Origin of the sequence: Aquamicrobium defluvii, assembly GCF_004363725.1 — a bacterium.
Taxonomy (GTDB): Bacteria; Pseudomonadota; Alphaproteobacteria; order Rhizobiales; family Rhizobiaceae; genus Mesorhizobium; species Mesorhizobium defluvii.
In genome coordinates this window covers 72076-86444 of the sequence record NZ_SNZF01000010.1, presented here as the reverse complement: position 1 = coordinate 86444, position 14369 = coordinate 72076, and the positions used below count along the sequence as shown (strand labels likewise).

The 14369-nt window shown below is 65.0% G+C and carries 13 protein-coding genes; 9 read left to right on the top strand and 4 right to left on the bottom strand.

The window, feature by feature from the left end; translation table 11 throughout:
- Window positions 1-62: 62 nt before the first annotated feature.
- Both DES43_RS09570 and DES43_RS09565 read left to right on the top strand, forming a co-directional pair.
- On the top strand, window positions 63-2084 hold the full coding sequence (locus tag DES43_RS09570) for a hydantoinase/oxoprolinase family protein (protein ID WP_035027715.1): 2022 nt from the start codon (window positions 63-65) through the stop codon (window positions 2082-2084).
- 12 nt (window positions 2085-2096) lie between these two features.
- Window positions 2097-4052, top strand: coding sequence for a hydantoinase B/oxoprolinase family protein (locus DES43_RS09565; RefSeq protein WP_035027713.1), 1956 nt, complete (start codon window positions 2097-2099; stop codon window positions 4050-4052).
- A gap of 74 nt (window positions 4053-4126) precedes the next feature.
- On the opposite strand, the gene DES43_RS09560 is transcribed toward DES43_RS09565, so the two are convergent.
- From DES43_RS09560 to DES43_RS09545, 4 genes are all read right to left on the bottom strand, one after another.
- Window positions 4127-4480, bottom strand: a complete 354-nt coding sequence (locus DES43_RS09560; protein ID WP_035027711.1) for a DUF779 domain-containing protein — start codon at window positions 4478-4480, stop codon at window positions 4127-4129.
- A gap of 102 nt (window positions 4481-4582) precedes the next feature.
- Entirely contained in the window at window positions 4583-6100 is a 1518-nt protein-coding gene (adh, locus tag DES43_RS09555; RefSeq protein ID WP_035027708.1) for an aldehyde dehydrogenase, read from the bottom strand.
- A 148-nt stretch (window positions 6101-6248) separates the two neighbouring features.
- Window positions 6249-7217 carry a GAF domain-containing protein gene (locus tag DES43_RS09550; RefSeq protein ID WP_035027706.1) on the bottom strand — a complete coding sequence of 323 codons (969 nt, stop codon included), beginning with the start codon at window positions 7215-7217 and terminating at the stop codon, window positions 6249-6251.
- Window positions 7218-7400: 183 nt separating this feature from the next.
- On the bottom strand, window positions 7401-8039 hold the full coding sequence (locus DES43_RS09545) for a helix-turn-helix transcriptional regulator (protein ID WP_035027703.1): 639 nt from the start codon (window positions 8037-8039) through the stop codon (window positions 7401-7403).
- Window positions 8040-8167: 128 nt separating this feature from the next.
- On the opposite strand from DES43_RS09545, the gene DES43_RS09540 reads away from it, so the two are divergent.
- From DES43_RS09540 to DES43_RS09510, 7 genes are all read left to right on the top strand, one after another.
- Window positions 8168-9334, top strand: coding sequence for an amidohydrolase (locus DES43_RS09540; protein WP_035027700.1), 1167 nt, complete (start codon window positions 8168-8170; stop codon window positions 9332-9334).
- Between the two features lie 109 nt (window positions 9335-9443).
- The gene (locus tag DES43_RS09535) at window positions 9444-10415 is read left to right on the top strand and encodes an ornithine cyclodeaminase family protein (protein ID WP_035027697.1); all 972 of its coding nucleotides are present in this window, start codon (window positions 9444-9446) and stop codon (window positions 10413-10415) included.
- A gap of 25 nt (window positions 10416-10440) precedes the next feature.
- The gene (locus DES43_RS09530) at window positions 10441-11226 is read left to right on the top strand and encodes a transporter substrate-binding domain-containing protein (protein ID WP_035027694.1); all 786 of its coding nucleotides are present in this window, start codon (window positions 10441-10443) and stop codon (window positions 11224-11226) included.
- A gap of 55 nt (window positions 11227-11281) precedes the next feature.
- Window positions 11282-11947: an ABC transporter permease gene (locus DES43_RS09525; protein ID WP_035027691.1), complete on the top strand. Its 666-nt coding sequence runs from the start codon at window positions 11282-11284 to the stop codon at window positions 11945-11947.
- Between the two features lie 3 nt (window positions 11948-11950).
- Window positions 11951-12658, top strand: coding sequence for an ABC transporter permease (locus DES43_RS09520; RefSeq protein WP_035027688.1), 708 nt, complete (start codon window positions 11951-11953; stop codon window positions 12656-12658).
- Window positions 12655-13389, top strand: coding sequence for an amino acid ABC transporter ATP-binding protein (locus DES43_RS09515; protein ID WP_035027685.1), 735 nt, complete (start codon window positions 12655-12657; stop codon window positions 13387-13389). The genes DES43_RS09520 and DES43_RS09515 overlap by 4 nt, the downstream gene beginning before the upstream one ends.
- Window positions 13390-13401: 12 nt before the next feature.
- Window positions 13402-14364 carry a threonine ammonia-lyase gene (locus DES43_RS09510; protein WP_035027682.1) on the top strand — a complete coding sequence of 321 codons (963 nt, stop codon included), beginning with the start codon at window positions 13402-13404 and terminating at the stop codon, window positions 14362-14364.
- The last annotated feature ends 5 nt before the right edge of the window (window positions 14365-14369 follow it).

The window sequence follows — 14369 nt, the reverse complement described above, 5'->3', positions numbered from 1 at the left end:
TAACCGGTTGAAGGCGCTGCCGGCGCGCATTCCAGATTACATCGCGAAAACAGGAGAACACGATGCCCAGCTTGCGCGTGGCGGTCGACGTCGGAGGTACGTTCACCGACATCTGTATCATGGACGAAAAGTCCGGAAGCATCCGGATCGAGAAGACCGCATCGACCCCCGATCCCATCGACGGAATACTTGGCGGCGTGGCGAAGGCGGGCGTGGACATGACCGACGTGGCGTTGTTTTCGCACGGCACCACGGTTGCCACCAACGCGCTGATCACCCGCCGCCTGCCGCGCGCGGCCATGGTCTGCACCGAAGGCTTTCGCGACGTCATCGAGATCCGCCGCGCCAACAAGGAAGACCTGTGGGACACCTACAAGGATGTGGTGCCTCCCTATATTCCGCGCCGCGACCGGCTGACGGTTCCCGAACGCGTCGATGCCGCCGGCAAGGTGGTGAAGCCGCTCGACGAGGCGGCCGCGCGCGAAGTCGCCCGCATCCTGAAGCGCCGCAACGTCTCGGCCGTCGCGGTGTGCTTCATGAACGCCTTCGTCAACGGCGCCAACGAAAAGCGCATGAAGGAAATCCTTCAGGAGGCGATGCCGGACATTCCCGTGTCGACCTCTTCCGAAGTGCTGCCGGAAATCTTCGAGCATGAGCGCTTTTCCACCACCGTCGCCAACGCCGTTCTGACCCCGGTGGTGGTGGACTACACCAGACGGCTCGGCCAGCGCCTGCAGGAGGACGGCTACACCCGCGACCTGCTTCTGCTGCACACCGGCGGCGGCGTGATGACGCCGAAGAGCGTCGAGGATTTCGCCGCCAGGCTCGCCGGCTCCGGCATTGCGGCGGGCGCCATCGCCAGCCGCCAGATCGCCATGCTGTGCGGCTTCCAGAACTCCATCGGCCTCGACATGGGCGGTACTTCCACCGACGTGTCGCTGGCCTATGAGGGCCAGTCCCGCATCACCAAGGACTGGTTCATCGAGTACGGCTATCCGATCCGCTTCGCCTCCATCGAGGTTCTGACCATCGGCGCCGGTGGCGGCTCGCTGGCCTGGCGCGACGAGGCCGGCTCGCTGCGCAACGGCCCGCAATCGGCGGGCGCCAATCCGGGACCGGCCTGCTACGGCAACGGCAACATGCAGCCGACCAACACCGACGCCAATGTGGTGCTCGGCCGTCTCGGCACCAGCCTTGCCGGCGGCAAGATCACGCTCGACCCGGCACTGGCCGCGCAGGCGGTGACGGAAGGCGTCGCCGAACCGTTCGGCCTGTCGATGCATGCGGCCGCCGACGCCGTCATCAAGGTCGCCAACGCCAACATGTCGGATGCCGTGCGGCTGATCTCGATCAGCCGTGGCTACGATCCGCGCGACTTCGCGCTGGTCGCCTTCGGCGGGGCCGGTGCGCTGCATGGCGCCGCGATTGCGAAAGAACTGTCGATCCCTGCCGTCATCGTGCCGCCCAATCCCGGTGTCACCTCGGCGCTCGGCTGCCTGCTCGTCGACATGCAGCACGACTTCTCCGAAAGCTACATCAAGGCCGCCTCCGAGGCCGATGCCGCGACCATGGAGGCCGATTTCGCGCGCATGGAAAAGGATGCGGTGGACCGGCTGGTGCACGAGGGCGTCGAGCCCGGCGACATCGTGCTCCAGCGCAGCGTCGACATGATGTACCAGGGCCAGTGGCGTTCGCTGGCGGTGAATGCGCCAAGCCCCGTCACCAGCATCGCCGATCTGGTCGAGGCGTTCCACCGCGAGCACAAGCGCGAGTATAATTTCCGCCGCGACGAAACGCCGGTCAGCCTTTACCGCCTCAACCTGAAGGCGACGGGCATCGTGCCGAAGGCCGAATTGCCGAAGCATGAGCCGACCGGCGTCATACCCGCCCCGCATCATCGCCGCCCGGTCTGGTTCGGACCCGACGAGCCGCATGACACGCCGGTCTATGACCGCGACGACCTGCCGGCGGGCTTCAGCTTCGAAGGCCCGGCCATCGTCGAGCAGCTCGACTCCACCGTGGTGGTGCCGCCCGGCACGAAGGCGGAAGTCGACCAGTATCTCAACATCATCATCCGCGTCTGAGAGGGAAACAAGATGCTGACCAGGCCAACTCTCGATCCCGTCACCTTCGAGGTGCTGAAGAACTCCTTCATCACTTCCGTCGACCAGATGGCGGAGCAGATCCTGCGCACCTGCTATTCGTTCGTCATCTACAACCGCGACTTCTCCAGCGCGCTGCATGACGCCGAAGGCAACTGCGTGGCGCAGGGCAACCAGGACATCGCCGTGCATGTCGGCACGCTGCACTTCACCTGCAAGGAAGTGATCCGCGCCTTTGCCGGCGACATGCATCCGGGCGACGTCTATGCGATCAACGACCCCTATGCCGGCGGCACGCATTTCAACGACGTGCGCCTGATCCGGCCGATCTTCCACGAAGGCGAAGTGATCGCTTTTTCACAGTCGAACGGTCACTGGTCCGACCTCGGCGGCTCGGTTCCCGGCTCCTTCGATGTCAGCGCTACCGACATGTTCAAGGAAGGCATGCGCATCACGCCCGTGCGCCTGTTCGACAAGGGCCGCTTCTGCGAGGACGTCGTCCGGCTGATCGCTTCCAATACCCGCGATCCGGCCTCGATCATCGGCGATATCCACGCGCAGGCGCAGGCCACGCAGGTGTGCGAACGCGAAATCCTGCGCCTTGTCGCCAAGTATGGCGTCGACACCATAAAGCTCGGCATGGCCGCCGTGCAGGATTATGTCGAGCGCGCCATGCGCCAGCGCATCGAAGCCCTGCCGGACGGCGAGTGGGAAACGCAGGACTTCATCGATCAGGACCCGGCCGGCGAGGAAGGGCTGATACCGATCAAAGTGAAGCTGACCATCAGGGGCGACCGCGTCAGCTACGATTTCAGCGGTTCTCATGCCACCATCGGCTCGATCTACAATTCCGCCTTCGGCTCGACCTTCTCGGCGGTGGCGGCGGGCATGAAGACCTTCTTCCCCGACCTGCCGCTGAACAGCGGCTTCTACCGCCTGTTCGACATCGTGGCGCCGGAAGGCTCCATCGTCGACGCCAGATGGCCGGTGGCGGTGACCGGCTTCCTGATGCCGTTCGAGAAGATCATGAACGCCATCTACGAGATGTGGTCGAAGATCCTGCCCGAGCGCGCCATCGCCTGCGCCTTCAACCTCGAATATCTGCTGACCGGCGGCCGCGACGCGCGCAGTCCCGAAAAGCCGATCTTCATGTTCTACGACTGGCTGCCGGGCGGCTGGGGAGGGCGCAATGGCCGCGACGGCTGCAACGTCACCACCGCCTGCTTCGGCACCGGGCTGATGGCGCAGCCGGTGGAGGGCCAGGAGCGCGCCAACCCGATGATGACCACGCGCTTCGAGGTGCTGACGGATTCCGCAGGCCCCGGCAAATGGCGCGGCGGTACCGGCGTGCAGAAGACCTCCGTCATGCTGGAGGCCGAGAACACGGTGATCTCCTACATCTGCGACCGCGAACGCGCCGTGGTGTGGGGCATCGAAGGCGGCCTGCCATCCATGCCGCACGGCCTGACACTGCGCCGCCATGGCTCGGACAAGCCCGAATGGCTGGGCTCGGTCTTCTCCAATGTCTCCATCGGGCAGGATGACGAGTTCGGCCGCCCCACCGCAGGCGGCGGGGGCTTCGGCGATCCGCTGGAGCGCGACCCCGAGCGTGTGCTTCAGGACGTCATCGATGACTATGTCTCGGTGGAGCGCGCCGCACTGGACTACGGGGTGGTCATCACCCCGGTCGATCCCGAAATCTGCGAATATGAGATCGATGCCGAAGCGACGAAAAAGGAGCGCGAACGCATCCGGGCCGAGCGCACCGGCTGGCTGGAAACCGCGCCGGAGGAGGTGGCCGCCATGTTCCGTGAGGGCCGGATCAATGCGCTCGATGCGGTCCGGCGCTATGCGGTGATCCTCGACTGGGACAAGGGCACGCTCTTGCCGAAATCGACGGAACAGTTCCGCGAGATGTTCCACAAGCGCACGGCTTCCTGCTGGGCCTGAGGGCGCAATCCCGACGCACGGATCGTCATGCGCCGCAAGGCGCATGACGATCCGCTATGTGAATACTGAAGCCTTCAGCCCGGCACGGCACACACGGTCGAACGGGTGAGAAAACGCTTCTCACGGCCATTGTCGAGCGAGAACATGCCGCCCCGGCCCGGCACCACGTCGATGATCAGATCGGTGTGCTTCCAAGCCTCATATTGCGAGGCGCTGATGTAGACGGGCGTATCGCCGATCATGCCAAGCAGCACGTCCTGATCGCCGACGATGAATTCGGAGCGCTTGTAGCACATGGGTGACGAGCCGTCGCAACAGCCACCTGACTGGTGGAACAGCACCGGCCCATGATCGGCGATGATTTCGTTCAGGAACTCTACAGCTTCCGGCGTCGCGGAAACCTTGTCGAGGGAAAGGCGCTCGGTCATGGTTTCGGCCTTCCTGTAACCGTCAGTCCGGCATGTGCTGCCGGCGGGATTGATGCGATGCGGAGCGCGGGAAGGATTTCCCGCGCTCCGGCGTTGCAGCGATCAGAAGAAGCCGAGCTTCTTCGGGCTGTAGCTGACCAGCATGTTCTTGGTCTGCTGATAGTGATCGAGCATCATCTTGTGCGTCTCGCGCCCGATACCGGACTGCTTGTAACCGCCGAAGGCCGCATGGGCCGGATAGGCATGGTAGCAGTTGGTCCACACGCGACCGGCCTGGATGGCGCGGCCGAAGCGGTAGAGCCGGTTGGCATCGCGGCTCCAGATTCCGGCACCGAGACCATAGAGCGTGTCGTTGGCGATCGACAGCGCCTCGTCGTCATCCTTGAAGGTGGTGACGGAAACGACCGGCCCGAAGATCTCCTCCTGGAAGACACGCATCTTGTTGTGGCCCTTGAACACGGTCGGCTTCACATAGTAGCCGCCGGCCAGTTCGCCCTCGAGCACGTTGCGCTCGCCGCCGATCAGCACCTCGGCGCCTTCCTGCCGGCCGATGTCGAGATAGGACAGGATCTTTTCAAGCTGCTCGCTCGACGCCTGGGCGCCGATCATGGTGGCGGGATCGAGCGGATTGCCCTGCACGATCGCCCCGACGCGCTTCAGCGCCCGCTCCATGAAACGGTCGTAGAGCTTCTCGTGGATCAGGGCTCGGCTCGGGCAGGTGCAGACCTCACCCTGGTTGAGCGCGAACATCACGAAGCCTTCGATCGCCTTGTCGAGGAAGTCGTCATCCGCCGCGCCAACGTCCTCGAAGAAGATGTTGGGGCTCTTGCCGCCCAGTTCCAGCGTCACCGGGATCAGATTCTGCGAGGCGTATTGCATGATCAGCCGGCCGGTGGTCGTCTCACCGGTGAAGGCGATCTTGGCGATGCGCGGGCTGGAGGCCAGCGGCTTGCCGGCTTCGAGGCCGAAGCCGTTGACGATGTTGAGCACGCCTTCGGGCAGCAGGTCGCCGATCAGGTCGACCCAGAACATGATCGAGGCCGGCGTCTGCTCGGCAGGTTTCAGAACCACGCAGTTGCCGGCGGCGAGCGCCGGTGCGAGCTTCCAGCAGGCCATCAGCAACGGGAAATTCCATGGGATGATCTGGCCCACCACGCCCAGCGGCTCATGGAAATGATAGGCTATGGTGTCGTTGTCGATCTGCGAGATGGACCCTTCCTGGGCGCGCAGCACCCCGGCGAAATAGCGGAAGTGGTCGATGGCGAGCGGCACGTCGGCGGCCGTGGTCTCGCGGATCGGCTTGCCGTTGTCCCATGTCTCGGCGAGTGCGAGACGATCGAGGTTTTCCTCCATGCGGTCGGCAATGCGGTTGAGGATGAAGGCACGTTCGGCGGGTGCCGTCCTGCCCCATGCATCCTTGGCCTTGTGGGCGGCGTCGAGCGCCGCCTCGACGTCGGCTGCATCCGACCGGGCGATCTCGCCGATAGCCTGACCGGTTATGGGCGAGATATTCTCGAAATACTTGCCGGATTTCGGCGGCGCCCAGCGGCGGCCGATGTAGTTGTCGTAGCGCTTTGCGAATGGAACCGTGGCGGTGCGCGAAATTTCAACCTTGTTCATCGTCTTTCCTCCCGAAAAACCGACGCTGCGACAGGCAGCGCATGGATGAAAGGTGGCGCAGGACAGTCCTGCTGTCATCGGGCCGGGGCGCGCCGGCCGGGTAACCTGTCGCGGGAATGAGACACTTCCCGCGACGAGGCGCATGATACTACCTCACGCGCCGGATTCCGAATCTTGCGAGCTTGCGATGCAGCGTCGCGCGGGAGATGCCAAGGTCCTGCGCGGCGGCGGACACATTGCCGCCCGCCTTCATCACGGCGCGCTGAAGCACCGCCCGTTCCGCCTGCGCGAGATCGCTGGTGGCAGCGTTGCCGATGCCCAGCAGGTCCGAGGCGGGAAGGGGTTTTTGCAGCGCCTCGCGGGTGATGCCCAGAATCTGGCGGGCAGAGCGCGTGGCGCCGATCACAAGATCGTCGCTGTCCACCGCCACCAGTGCATTTGGCGCGCGTTCGCCGCCCGGCGCCAGCACGATGCGGGCGCGCGGAAAGGCCAAGCGGAAGTTCTCGGCCTCGATCTTGCGCACGGCGTCGCCGACCGCGATCGAGATCAGGTTGACGAAGCCCTCGGTGAGGTCGGCCCGGCAGGACGAGACATCGAGGGCCGCGGCGAGATTGCCCTCATGGTCGTAGATCGGCGCCGTTGTGCAGGACAACAGCGTGTTGCGTGTGTGGAAGTGCTGGTCGCGGTGGATGGTGAGCGCCCGCTGCTCGACCAGGCAGGTGCCGATGCCATTGGTGCCTTCCGCCTCCTCGCTCCACACCGAGCCCGTCCACAGGCCCCAGTCGTTGAACAGTCGGTCGTCGGCTGGCGCGCCGCGCCGTTCGACCGGTACGCCGTCGCGGTCTGCCAGAAGCACGCAGCAGCCAATGCCGCCGACCGCGCTGTAAAGCCGGTCGAGGCTGGCCTGCGAGGCGCGGATCAGCGGTTCGATGCGCTGGCGCGCCTGTCGAAGTTCGGAATCGGTCAGGCGGCTGGGCGGCTGTCCTTCGGCAGGATCGAGATGGTAAAGGGTCGAGGACCTGCGCCAGGAAGCAACCAGGGCCGACCGGGCCGCCTCGTCGGATTCGATGGCGGCATGAATGCGCTGCGCATGCTGGACGACCGCAGTTCTGCTCACTTTCTCCTCCCGAATGTGCGCGGACTACTCTTCCAATGTGGCCGGCAATCTGGCCAGCCGGGTCTGAAATTCACCTCATCCTTTTCGATATGTGAAGGGCAACATTAGTCCAAGTCCGCCGCCGGTGATACCCCGCCCGACAATCGCAGACCGGAACGCGCGATACTCCTGCCGTGATGCGTGTCAGTCCCGCCCGGCCCGCAGATAGTTGTACACGGTGGCGCGGCCCATTTGCAGCACGCGCGATATGTAGGCGGCGGCGTGCTTGCCGCTGAACGCCCCGTCCTGCGCCAGCTCGCGCACCAGCTGCTGCTTCTGGCTCCGGGTGAGATCGGCGATGGCGACGCCGTTGCGGTGCGTCCAGCCGTTCACATATTCGTTGATGCGCTCGTGCCAGTCTTCCCTGAACAGGGCGGCGGGCTTTTCCTGATCCGTGGCCACCTTCGCCAGCGAGGAAAGCACGTCGATGGCGGCATGGATGTGCGAGACATCCATGTTGATGCACAGTACGCCGACCGCTCGTCCTTCCGGCGAGCGCAGCACGGCGCTGACGGATTTCAGCCGCCTTCCATCCCAGTTCACCTTCTCGTAGGGGCCGATCAGATGATCGTCCGGGCGGAAGTCGATTTCATGCAGCAGCGATGGCTCGCCCAGCGAACGACGGGAAAAATTGTTGGCGATGTAGACGACCGTTTCGGTGCCAAGATCGTGCAACACCACCTCGGCATGCGGCTGCAGCAGAAGCGCAATGGCGTCGCAGACCGGGTGATAGGGAGCAAGCTGGGCGGGAGACGAGGCAGCGGGCTCAAGCGTTTGCGGCATGTCTCTCATCTGCAACGGTGTTGTGGCCGGCACGCGGTGCGCGGCGCTGGCATAAGGTGACGCCATCGACTTGGAAGTTGTACTAGCATATGCAATCTGGACTGAAAAGTATATCCGGAGCCGTAGTCGTGCCTCATCCGCTTGCCGCAGACCGCGAGAAACTGGTCGCCATCCGCCACGCGCTCCACGCGCATCCGGAGATCGCGCGCGAGGAGGCGTGGACCGCTTCCTATGTGGCGGACAGGCTGCGCGAGGAAGGCATTCCGTTCGAGGCGAACATCGGCGGCCATGGCATCGTCGCCACGGTGAAAGGGCAGGGCGAGGGGCCCGCGGTGGCCCTGCGCGCCGACATGGACGCACTGGAAATCACCGAACTGTCGCAACTGCCCCATGCTTCGAAGCAGCCCGGCAAGATGCACGCCTGCGGCCATGACGGCCACATGACGATATTGCTCGCAGCCGGCATGCATCTGGCACGCACACGCAACTTCGCCGGCACGGTTCACCTCGTCTTCCAGCCCGCCGAGGAGCGCTACGGCGGCGCGCGCGAGATGGTTGCGGAGGGCCTGCTCGACCGCTTTCCCGTGCAGCGCTTTTTCGGCCTGCACAACTGGCCGGGCCTCCCCGCCGGGGAGGTGGTGGTGCATGACGGCCCGGTGATGGCGGGCACAAGCGAGTTCACCGCAACCTTTAAGGGGGAGGGCGCGCACGGGGCCATGCCGCATATGGCGGGCGACCCGATCCTTGCCGGCGGCCATTTCATGACCGGCATCCAGCAGGCTGTCGCGCGCGCCGTCGATCCGCATGAGAGCGCGGTGGCGACGGTCGGCTCGTTTCAGGCGGGCCATGCGCAGAACATCATCCCGCAGGAAGCGCGCCTGACCGGAACGCTGCGCGCCTATCGCACGGAAACGCTGCAACTGCTGCGCGCCCGTGTCGACAGCGTGGCCGCAGCTGCCGCTGCCATCGCCGGCTGCCGCAGCGAGGTGACATTCGATGAATTCCTGTGCCCGCCAGTGGTCAACACGGTGGCAGAACGCGACATCATGCGCCAGGCGGCCCGCACGACCGGGCTCACGCTCGCACCCGGCGATACGCGCCCCAGCATGGCGGGCGACGATTTCGGCGATTTTCTCGTCCATGCGCCGGGTGCCTATGCGTGGATCGGCAACGGGCCGCTCCAGCCGGATGCCGGCCTGCACCAGCCGCTCTACGACTTCAACGACGACATCATCCTGCCCGCAGCCATGCTTCTGGCGCGCTCGGCAGAGCTTGCCCTGTCCGGGTCAGAATAATGGACTAAAAAATTTATCATGGACAAACGTGTCTAATTTTCGCTAGGAATAGCGACAAGGGAGGCGTGGCTCTGCAGGGGCCGATTTTTTTCAATCATCCGGGACTGTCATGATCCAGCTTTCGCGCGCCGAAATCGAACACCTCGTCACGGTCGATGAAGGGACCGTCGCCGCCGTCCGCGACGCCTATGTCGCCATCGTTGACGGGCGCGGCAACGTTCCCCCGGTCGGCCACATCGCTTTCCCTGCCGCCAATGGCGATTGCCACATCAAATACGGCCACATCGCCGGCGACCCGATCTTTGCGGTGAAGATCGCTGCCGGCTTCTACGATAACCCGGCCAGGGGCCTGCCATCCTCCACCGGCATCATCCTTGCCATTTCGGCCGAGACCGGCGAAGTGCGTGCCATCCTCAACGACGAGGGCTACCTGACCGACCTGCGCACAGGCATTGGCGGCGCGGTGGCCACGCTGGCGCTAGCGCGCGCCGATGCAGCCGACGTGCTGATCGTCGGCAGCGGCATACAGGCGCGCTACCAGAGCCGCGCTCTTGCCGCGCTTGCAGGCCAGCCGCTTTCCTTCCGCATCTGGGGCCGTTCGGGCGAAAAGACGGAAGCAATCGTTGCCGAGCTGAAGCGGGACGGGCTTGACGCCTCGGTTGCGCCGGACCTCGAAGCCGCCTGCCGCGAAGCCGACATCATAATCACCACCACCCCATCGACCGAACCGCTGGTCAGGTCGGACTGGGTGCGGCCCGGCACCCACATCACCGCCATGGGGGCCGACGGCCCCGGCAAGCAGGAACTGGAGACCGTGCTTGTCGCCCGTGCCGACGTCCGGGTGGCCGACATGAAGACCCAGAGCCTCGGACATGGCGAGTTTTCGCATGCCCGCTCTGCCGGTTTGATCGGCTCCGACGATTGCATCGAACTCGGCGGCGTATTAGCAGGAACCCTTCAGGGACGCCGCTCGGACGAAGACATCACCATCGCCGACCTGACCGGCGTAGCCACACAGGACATCGCCATGGCCCGGACCGTTCTGGAACGGGCCACGGTGAAGCAGAACAGTCGGGACTGACCGACGTTTCAACAGGAACCAGATCATGAAGACGCTTGCCCTTTCTTCCCTTCTCGCCTGCCTTCTGGCCGGAACCGCGATGGCGGACACGCTGCGTGTCGGCACCAGCGCCGACTTCCCGCCATGGGAATCGGTCAATGAGGCCGGCGACGTCATCGGCTTCGACCGCGACGTGATCGACGAAGTCTGCAAGCGCATCGAAGCCGAATGCAACGTCGCCAACCAGGCGTTCGACGGTCTGCTCCCCGCCCTTCAGGTCGGCAAGTTCGACATGGTCATCTCCGGCATGTCGATCACCGAGGAGCGCGCCGAACAGGTCGACTTCTCCAACGCCTATGCCGAGCCGCCCTACCGCTTCGCCGTTGCCGCCGGCAGCGATCTGGCCAAGACCGAGAAGCGCGAGGATCTCGAAGCCGCATTGGAAGGCAAGGTCATCGGCGTGCAGACCGGCTCGACCCATGAAGCGGTCGTGCGTGCGCACCTGCCGAAGTCCGAGCCGCGCCTTTACGAGCGCAACGAACAGATCGCCGACGATCTGAATGCCGGCCGCATCGACGCCGGACTGCTCGAACAGTCGGTCTGGGAGCAGCTCATGGAAGCGCGTGAAGGTCAGCTCTCCCTGACCGGCCCGCTGCTGTCGAGCGCCGACTATGCCGAGTTCGGCAACGGCACCGCCATCGCCATGCGCAAGGGCAGCGACGACCTGAAGAAGCGCGTCGACGAAGCCGTCGCCTCCATGCTTGCGGACGGCAAGATCGCCGAGCTGTCCAACAAGTGGTTCGGCTACGACCTGTCCTACAAGGCCAAGTAATCCTTGCTGCCCGCGCCGTCTGCAAAGGCGGCGCAGGCACGGGGCAGGAGCGCCGATGTCCGCCATCCTCACCTATCTGCCGCACCTTCTTCAGGGACTTCTGGTTACCTTGCAGGTCGCCGCCGGCAGCTTCGTGATCGGCCTGCTGATCGCCATCGTCGCGGTCTTCGGCTGGAATTTTGGCCCGCGGCCGCTCAGATGGTTCATCTCAGGCTACGTCACCGTGGTGCGCGGCCTGCCGGAGCTTCTGATCATCTTTCTGGTGTTCTACGGCGGCACCGTGCTTTTGAGCGGCGCCTTCGGCACCTATGTCGAGGTCAATGCGCTGACGGCCGGCATTTGCGCCCTGTCGGTGGTGGCGGGCGCCTATCTGACAGAGATCCTGCGCGGCGCGCTGCTGACTGTTCCGCAGGGCCAGTGGGAAGCCGCGACCAGCCTCGGCCTCAGCCGCATGACCGCCTTCCGTGACGTGGTGCTGCCGCAGATGCTGGCCTATGCCGTGCCGGGCCTTGGAAACCAGTGGCTGGTGATCCTGAAGGAAAGCGCGCTGGTGTCCATCATCGGGCTGGAAGAGCTGATGCGCAAGGGCGTGATCGCCGCCGGCGCGACGCATTCGCCGATGACGTTCTACCTGACGGTCGGCGCCCTCTATGTCGCCATCACCGGCGTTTCGACACTGATCATCGGCGCCGCCGACCGGCGCGCGGCGAGAGGCAGGTAGAAGATGTCGCCGGATATTTTCATCAAGGCCACGCCGATCGTCCTGCAGGGCCTGCAGCTCACCCTGATCATAACGATCTGCTCCTTCGTCCTCGGCCAGATCCTCGCGCTTCCGCTCGGCCTTGCCCGGCAGGCGAACTCGCCGCTGCTGCGCTGGCCGGCCGCCACCTACACGTTCCTCATCCGCGGCAGCCCGCTTCTGGTGCAGCTGTTCATCATCTACTACGGGCTCGGCCAGATTCCGGCGGTGCGCAACAGCATCCTGTGGCCGATCCTGCGCGAGCCGCTCTATTGCGGCATCATCGCCATTGCCCTGAATTCGGCCGCCTATATGGCAGAGGTGGTGGCAGGCGCGCTGAAGCGCGTGCCGAAGGGCCAGACCGAAGCCTGCATCTCGCTCGGCATATCGCGCCGCCATCGCTTCACCGACGTGCTCCTGCCGCAGGTCTACCGGGAGCTGCTGCCCAATATCGGCAACGAGATCATCCTGGTGCTGAAATCCTCGTCGCTGGCCAGCGCCATCACCATCATGGAGATCACCGGCGTGGCGCGGGCGTTTACCGCTCGCACCTTCGCGCCGTTCGAGGTGTTCATCACCGCCGGCATTCTCTATCTCGCCATCGGCTTCGCCTTCACCTTCCTTTTCCGCCTGCTCGAACGCCGCTACGGCATAACCGGCACACGCACCCCCGCACCGGAGGCCAGCGCATGATCAAGGTCCGCAACCTCGTCAAATATTACGGCCCGACCAAGGTGCTGGACGGCATCAGCCTGGATGTCGAAAAGGGCGAGCGCATCGTGCTGTGCGGCCCTTCCGGCTCGGGCAAGTCGACGCTGGTGCGTTGCATCAACGGGCTGGAACAGCGCAGCGCCGGCGACATCGAGATCGCCGGGCACGTGCTGAAGGCGGATTGCTCCAACGTGCTGGATCTCGGCGGCGATGTCGGCATGGTGTTCCAGCAGTTCAATCTCTTCCCGCACATGAACGTGCTCGACAATCTGACGCTGGCCATGCGCCGGGTGCGCAGGGCGCCGCGTTCCGAGGCCGAGGCGCAGGCCATGGCCATGCTGGAGCGCATGCAGCTCGGCGCCAGGGCGAAGGCTTATCCGCGCGAATTGTCGGGCGGGCAGCAGCAGCGCGTGGCCATTGCGCGCGCCCTGTGCATGAAGCCGAAGGTGATGCTGTTCGACGAGCCGACATCGGCGCTCGACCCCGAAATGGTGCAGGAGGTGCTGGACGTGATGACCGCCCTCTCGCGCGAAGGGCTGACCATGATCGTCGTGACCCACGAAATGGGCTTCGCCCGCAACGTGGCCGACCGCATCGTGTTCATGGATGGCGGCGTGATCCTCGAGGAGGCAGCTCCCGACGCCTTCTTCGATCATCCGCAACACAACCGCACCCGCGAATTCCTCCGTCAGATCGGGCCGCGGACACACTGAAGGACCATCGAAATGACCGACATCGTTTTCGCCTCGGCGGCGCGATCCATGCAGGCGCGCGCCCGCATCCGCGACCACGTCTATCGCACCCCGCTGATCCCGGCGCGCGGCAGCTGCGGCCCCGAGGGCACCCGCCTTCTGTTCAAGGCGGAGAACTTCCAGCTTACCGGCTCGTTCAAGATCCGCGGCGCTGCCTCGGTCATGACCGCGGCCGAACCCGGCCAGAAGCTGGTTACCGCCTCGTCCGGCAATCACGGCATCGGCGCGTCGCTGGCGGCTCGCTCGCTGGGTCAGGATCTGGTCGTGGTGCTGCCCGAATCCGTCGTTCCTTCCAAGCTTGAAAAGATCCGCTCCTACGGCGTCGAGGTGATCCTGCACGGCGCCGAGACCGGCCTTGCCGAACTGCACGCGCAAAAACTCGCAGCCGGAAAGGGCTGGCGCTACATCTCGCCCTATAATGACGCAGAAGTCATTGCCGGCCAGGGCACGATCGGCATCGAGCTGCTCGAACAATGCGCCGGCGTGGACAACGTCTTCATCGCCATGGGCGGCGGCGGCCTGATCAGCGGCATCGGCGCGGTGCTCAAATCCTTCAGCCCGCGTACCCGCGTCTGGGGCGTGGCGGCCATCAATTCGCAGGCATTGGCGCTGTCGATGGCAGCAGGGCGCGTGGTCGAATGCGAGCATCTCGACACGCTGGCCGATGCCGTCGCAGGCGGCATCGACGACGACACACTGACCCTGCCGATGGCCACGGCCGTGGTGGACGAGGTCGTGGCCTGCTCCGAGGACGAGATCGCGGCGGCGCTGCGCGTCATGGCGCAGGACGAGAACATGCTGGTCGAAGGCTCGGCGGCCCTTGCCATGGCCGGCTTCACGAAGGTGGCGGAGCGCTGTGCCGGGCAGACCAGCGTGGTGCTGCTGTGCGGCGCGAATTTCGACCGCCAGACCATTCACGGCGTCGCACTGGGCTGATCCGC

Excerpts from the sequence above, each read along its gene's own strand:
- DES43_RS09545 (WP_035027703.1), bottom strand. The coding sequence starts at position 8,039 with ATGCCGCAAACGCTTGAGCCCGCTGCCTCGTCTCCCGCCCAGCTTGCT.
- DES43_RS09515 (WP_035027685.1), top strand. The coding sequence starts at position 12,655 with ATGATCAAGGTCCGCAACCTCGTCAAATATTACGGCCCGACCAAGGTG.
- DES43_RS09510 (WP_035027682.1), top strand. The coding sequence starts at position 13,402 with ATGACCGACATCGTTTTCGCCTCGGCGGCGCGATCCATGCAGGCGCGC.
- DES43_RS09525 (WP_035027691.1), top strand. The coding sequence starts at position 11,282 with ATGTCCGCCATCCTCACCTATCTGCCGCACCTTCTTCAGGGACTTCTG.
- DES43_RS09560 (WP_035027711.1), bottom strand. The coding sequence starts at position 4,480 with ATGACCGAGCGCCTTTCCCTCGACAAGGTTTCCGCGACGCCGGAAGCT.
- DES43_RS09565 (WP_035027713.1), top strand. The coding sequence starts at position 2,097 with ATGCTGACCAGGCCAACTCTCGATCCCGTCACCTTCGAGGTGCTGAAG.
- DES43_RS09535 (WP_035027697.1), top strand. The coding sequence starts at position 9,444 with ATGATCCAGCTTTCGCGCGCCGAAATCGAACACCTCGTCACGGTCGAT.
- DES43_RS09520 (WP_035027688.1), top strand. The coding sequence starts at position 11,951 with ATGTCGCCGGATATTTTCATCAAGGCCACGCCGATCGTCCTGCAGGGC.
- DES43_RS09530 (WP_035027694.1), top strand. The coding sequence starts at position 10,441 with ATGAAGACGCTTGCCCTTTCTTCCCTTCTCGCCTGCCTTCTGGCCGGA.
- DES43_RS09570 (WP_035027715.1), top strand. The coding sequence starts at position 63 with ATGCCCAGCTTGCGCGTGGCGGTCGACGTCGGAGGTACGTTCACCGAC.
- adh (WP_035027708.1), bottom strand. The coding sequence starts at position 6,100 with ATGAACAAGGTTGAAATTTCGCGCACCGCCACGGTTCCATTCGCAAAG.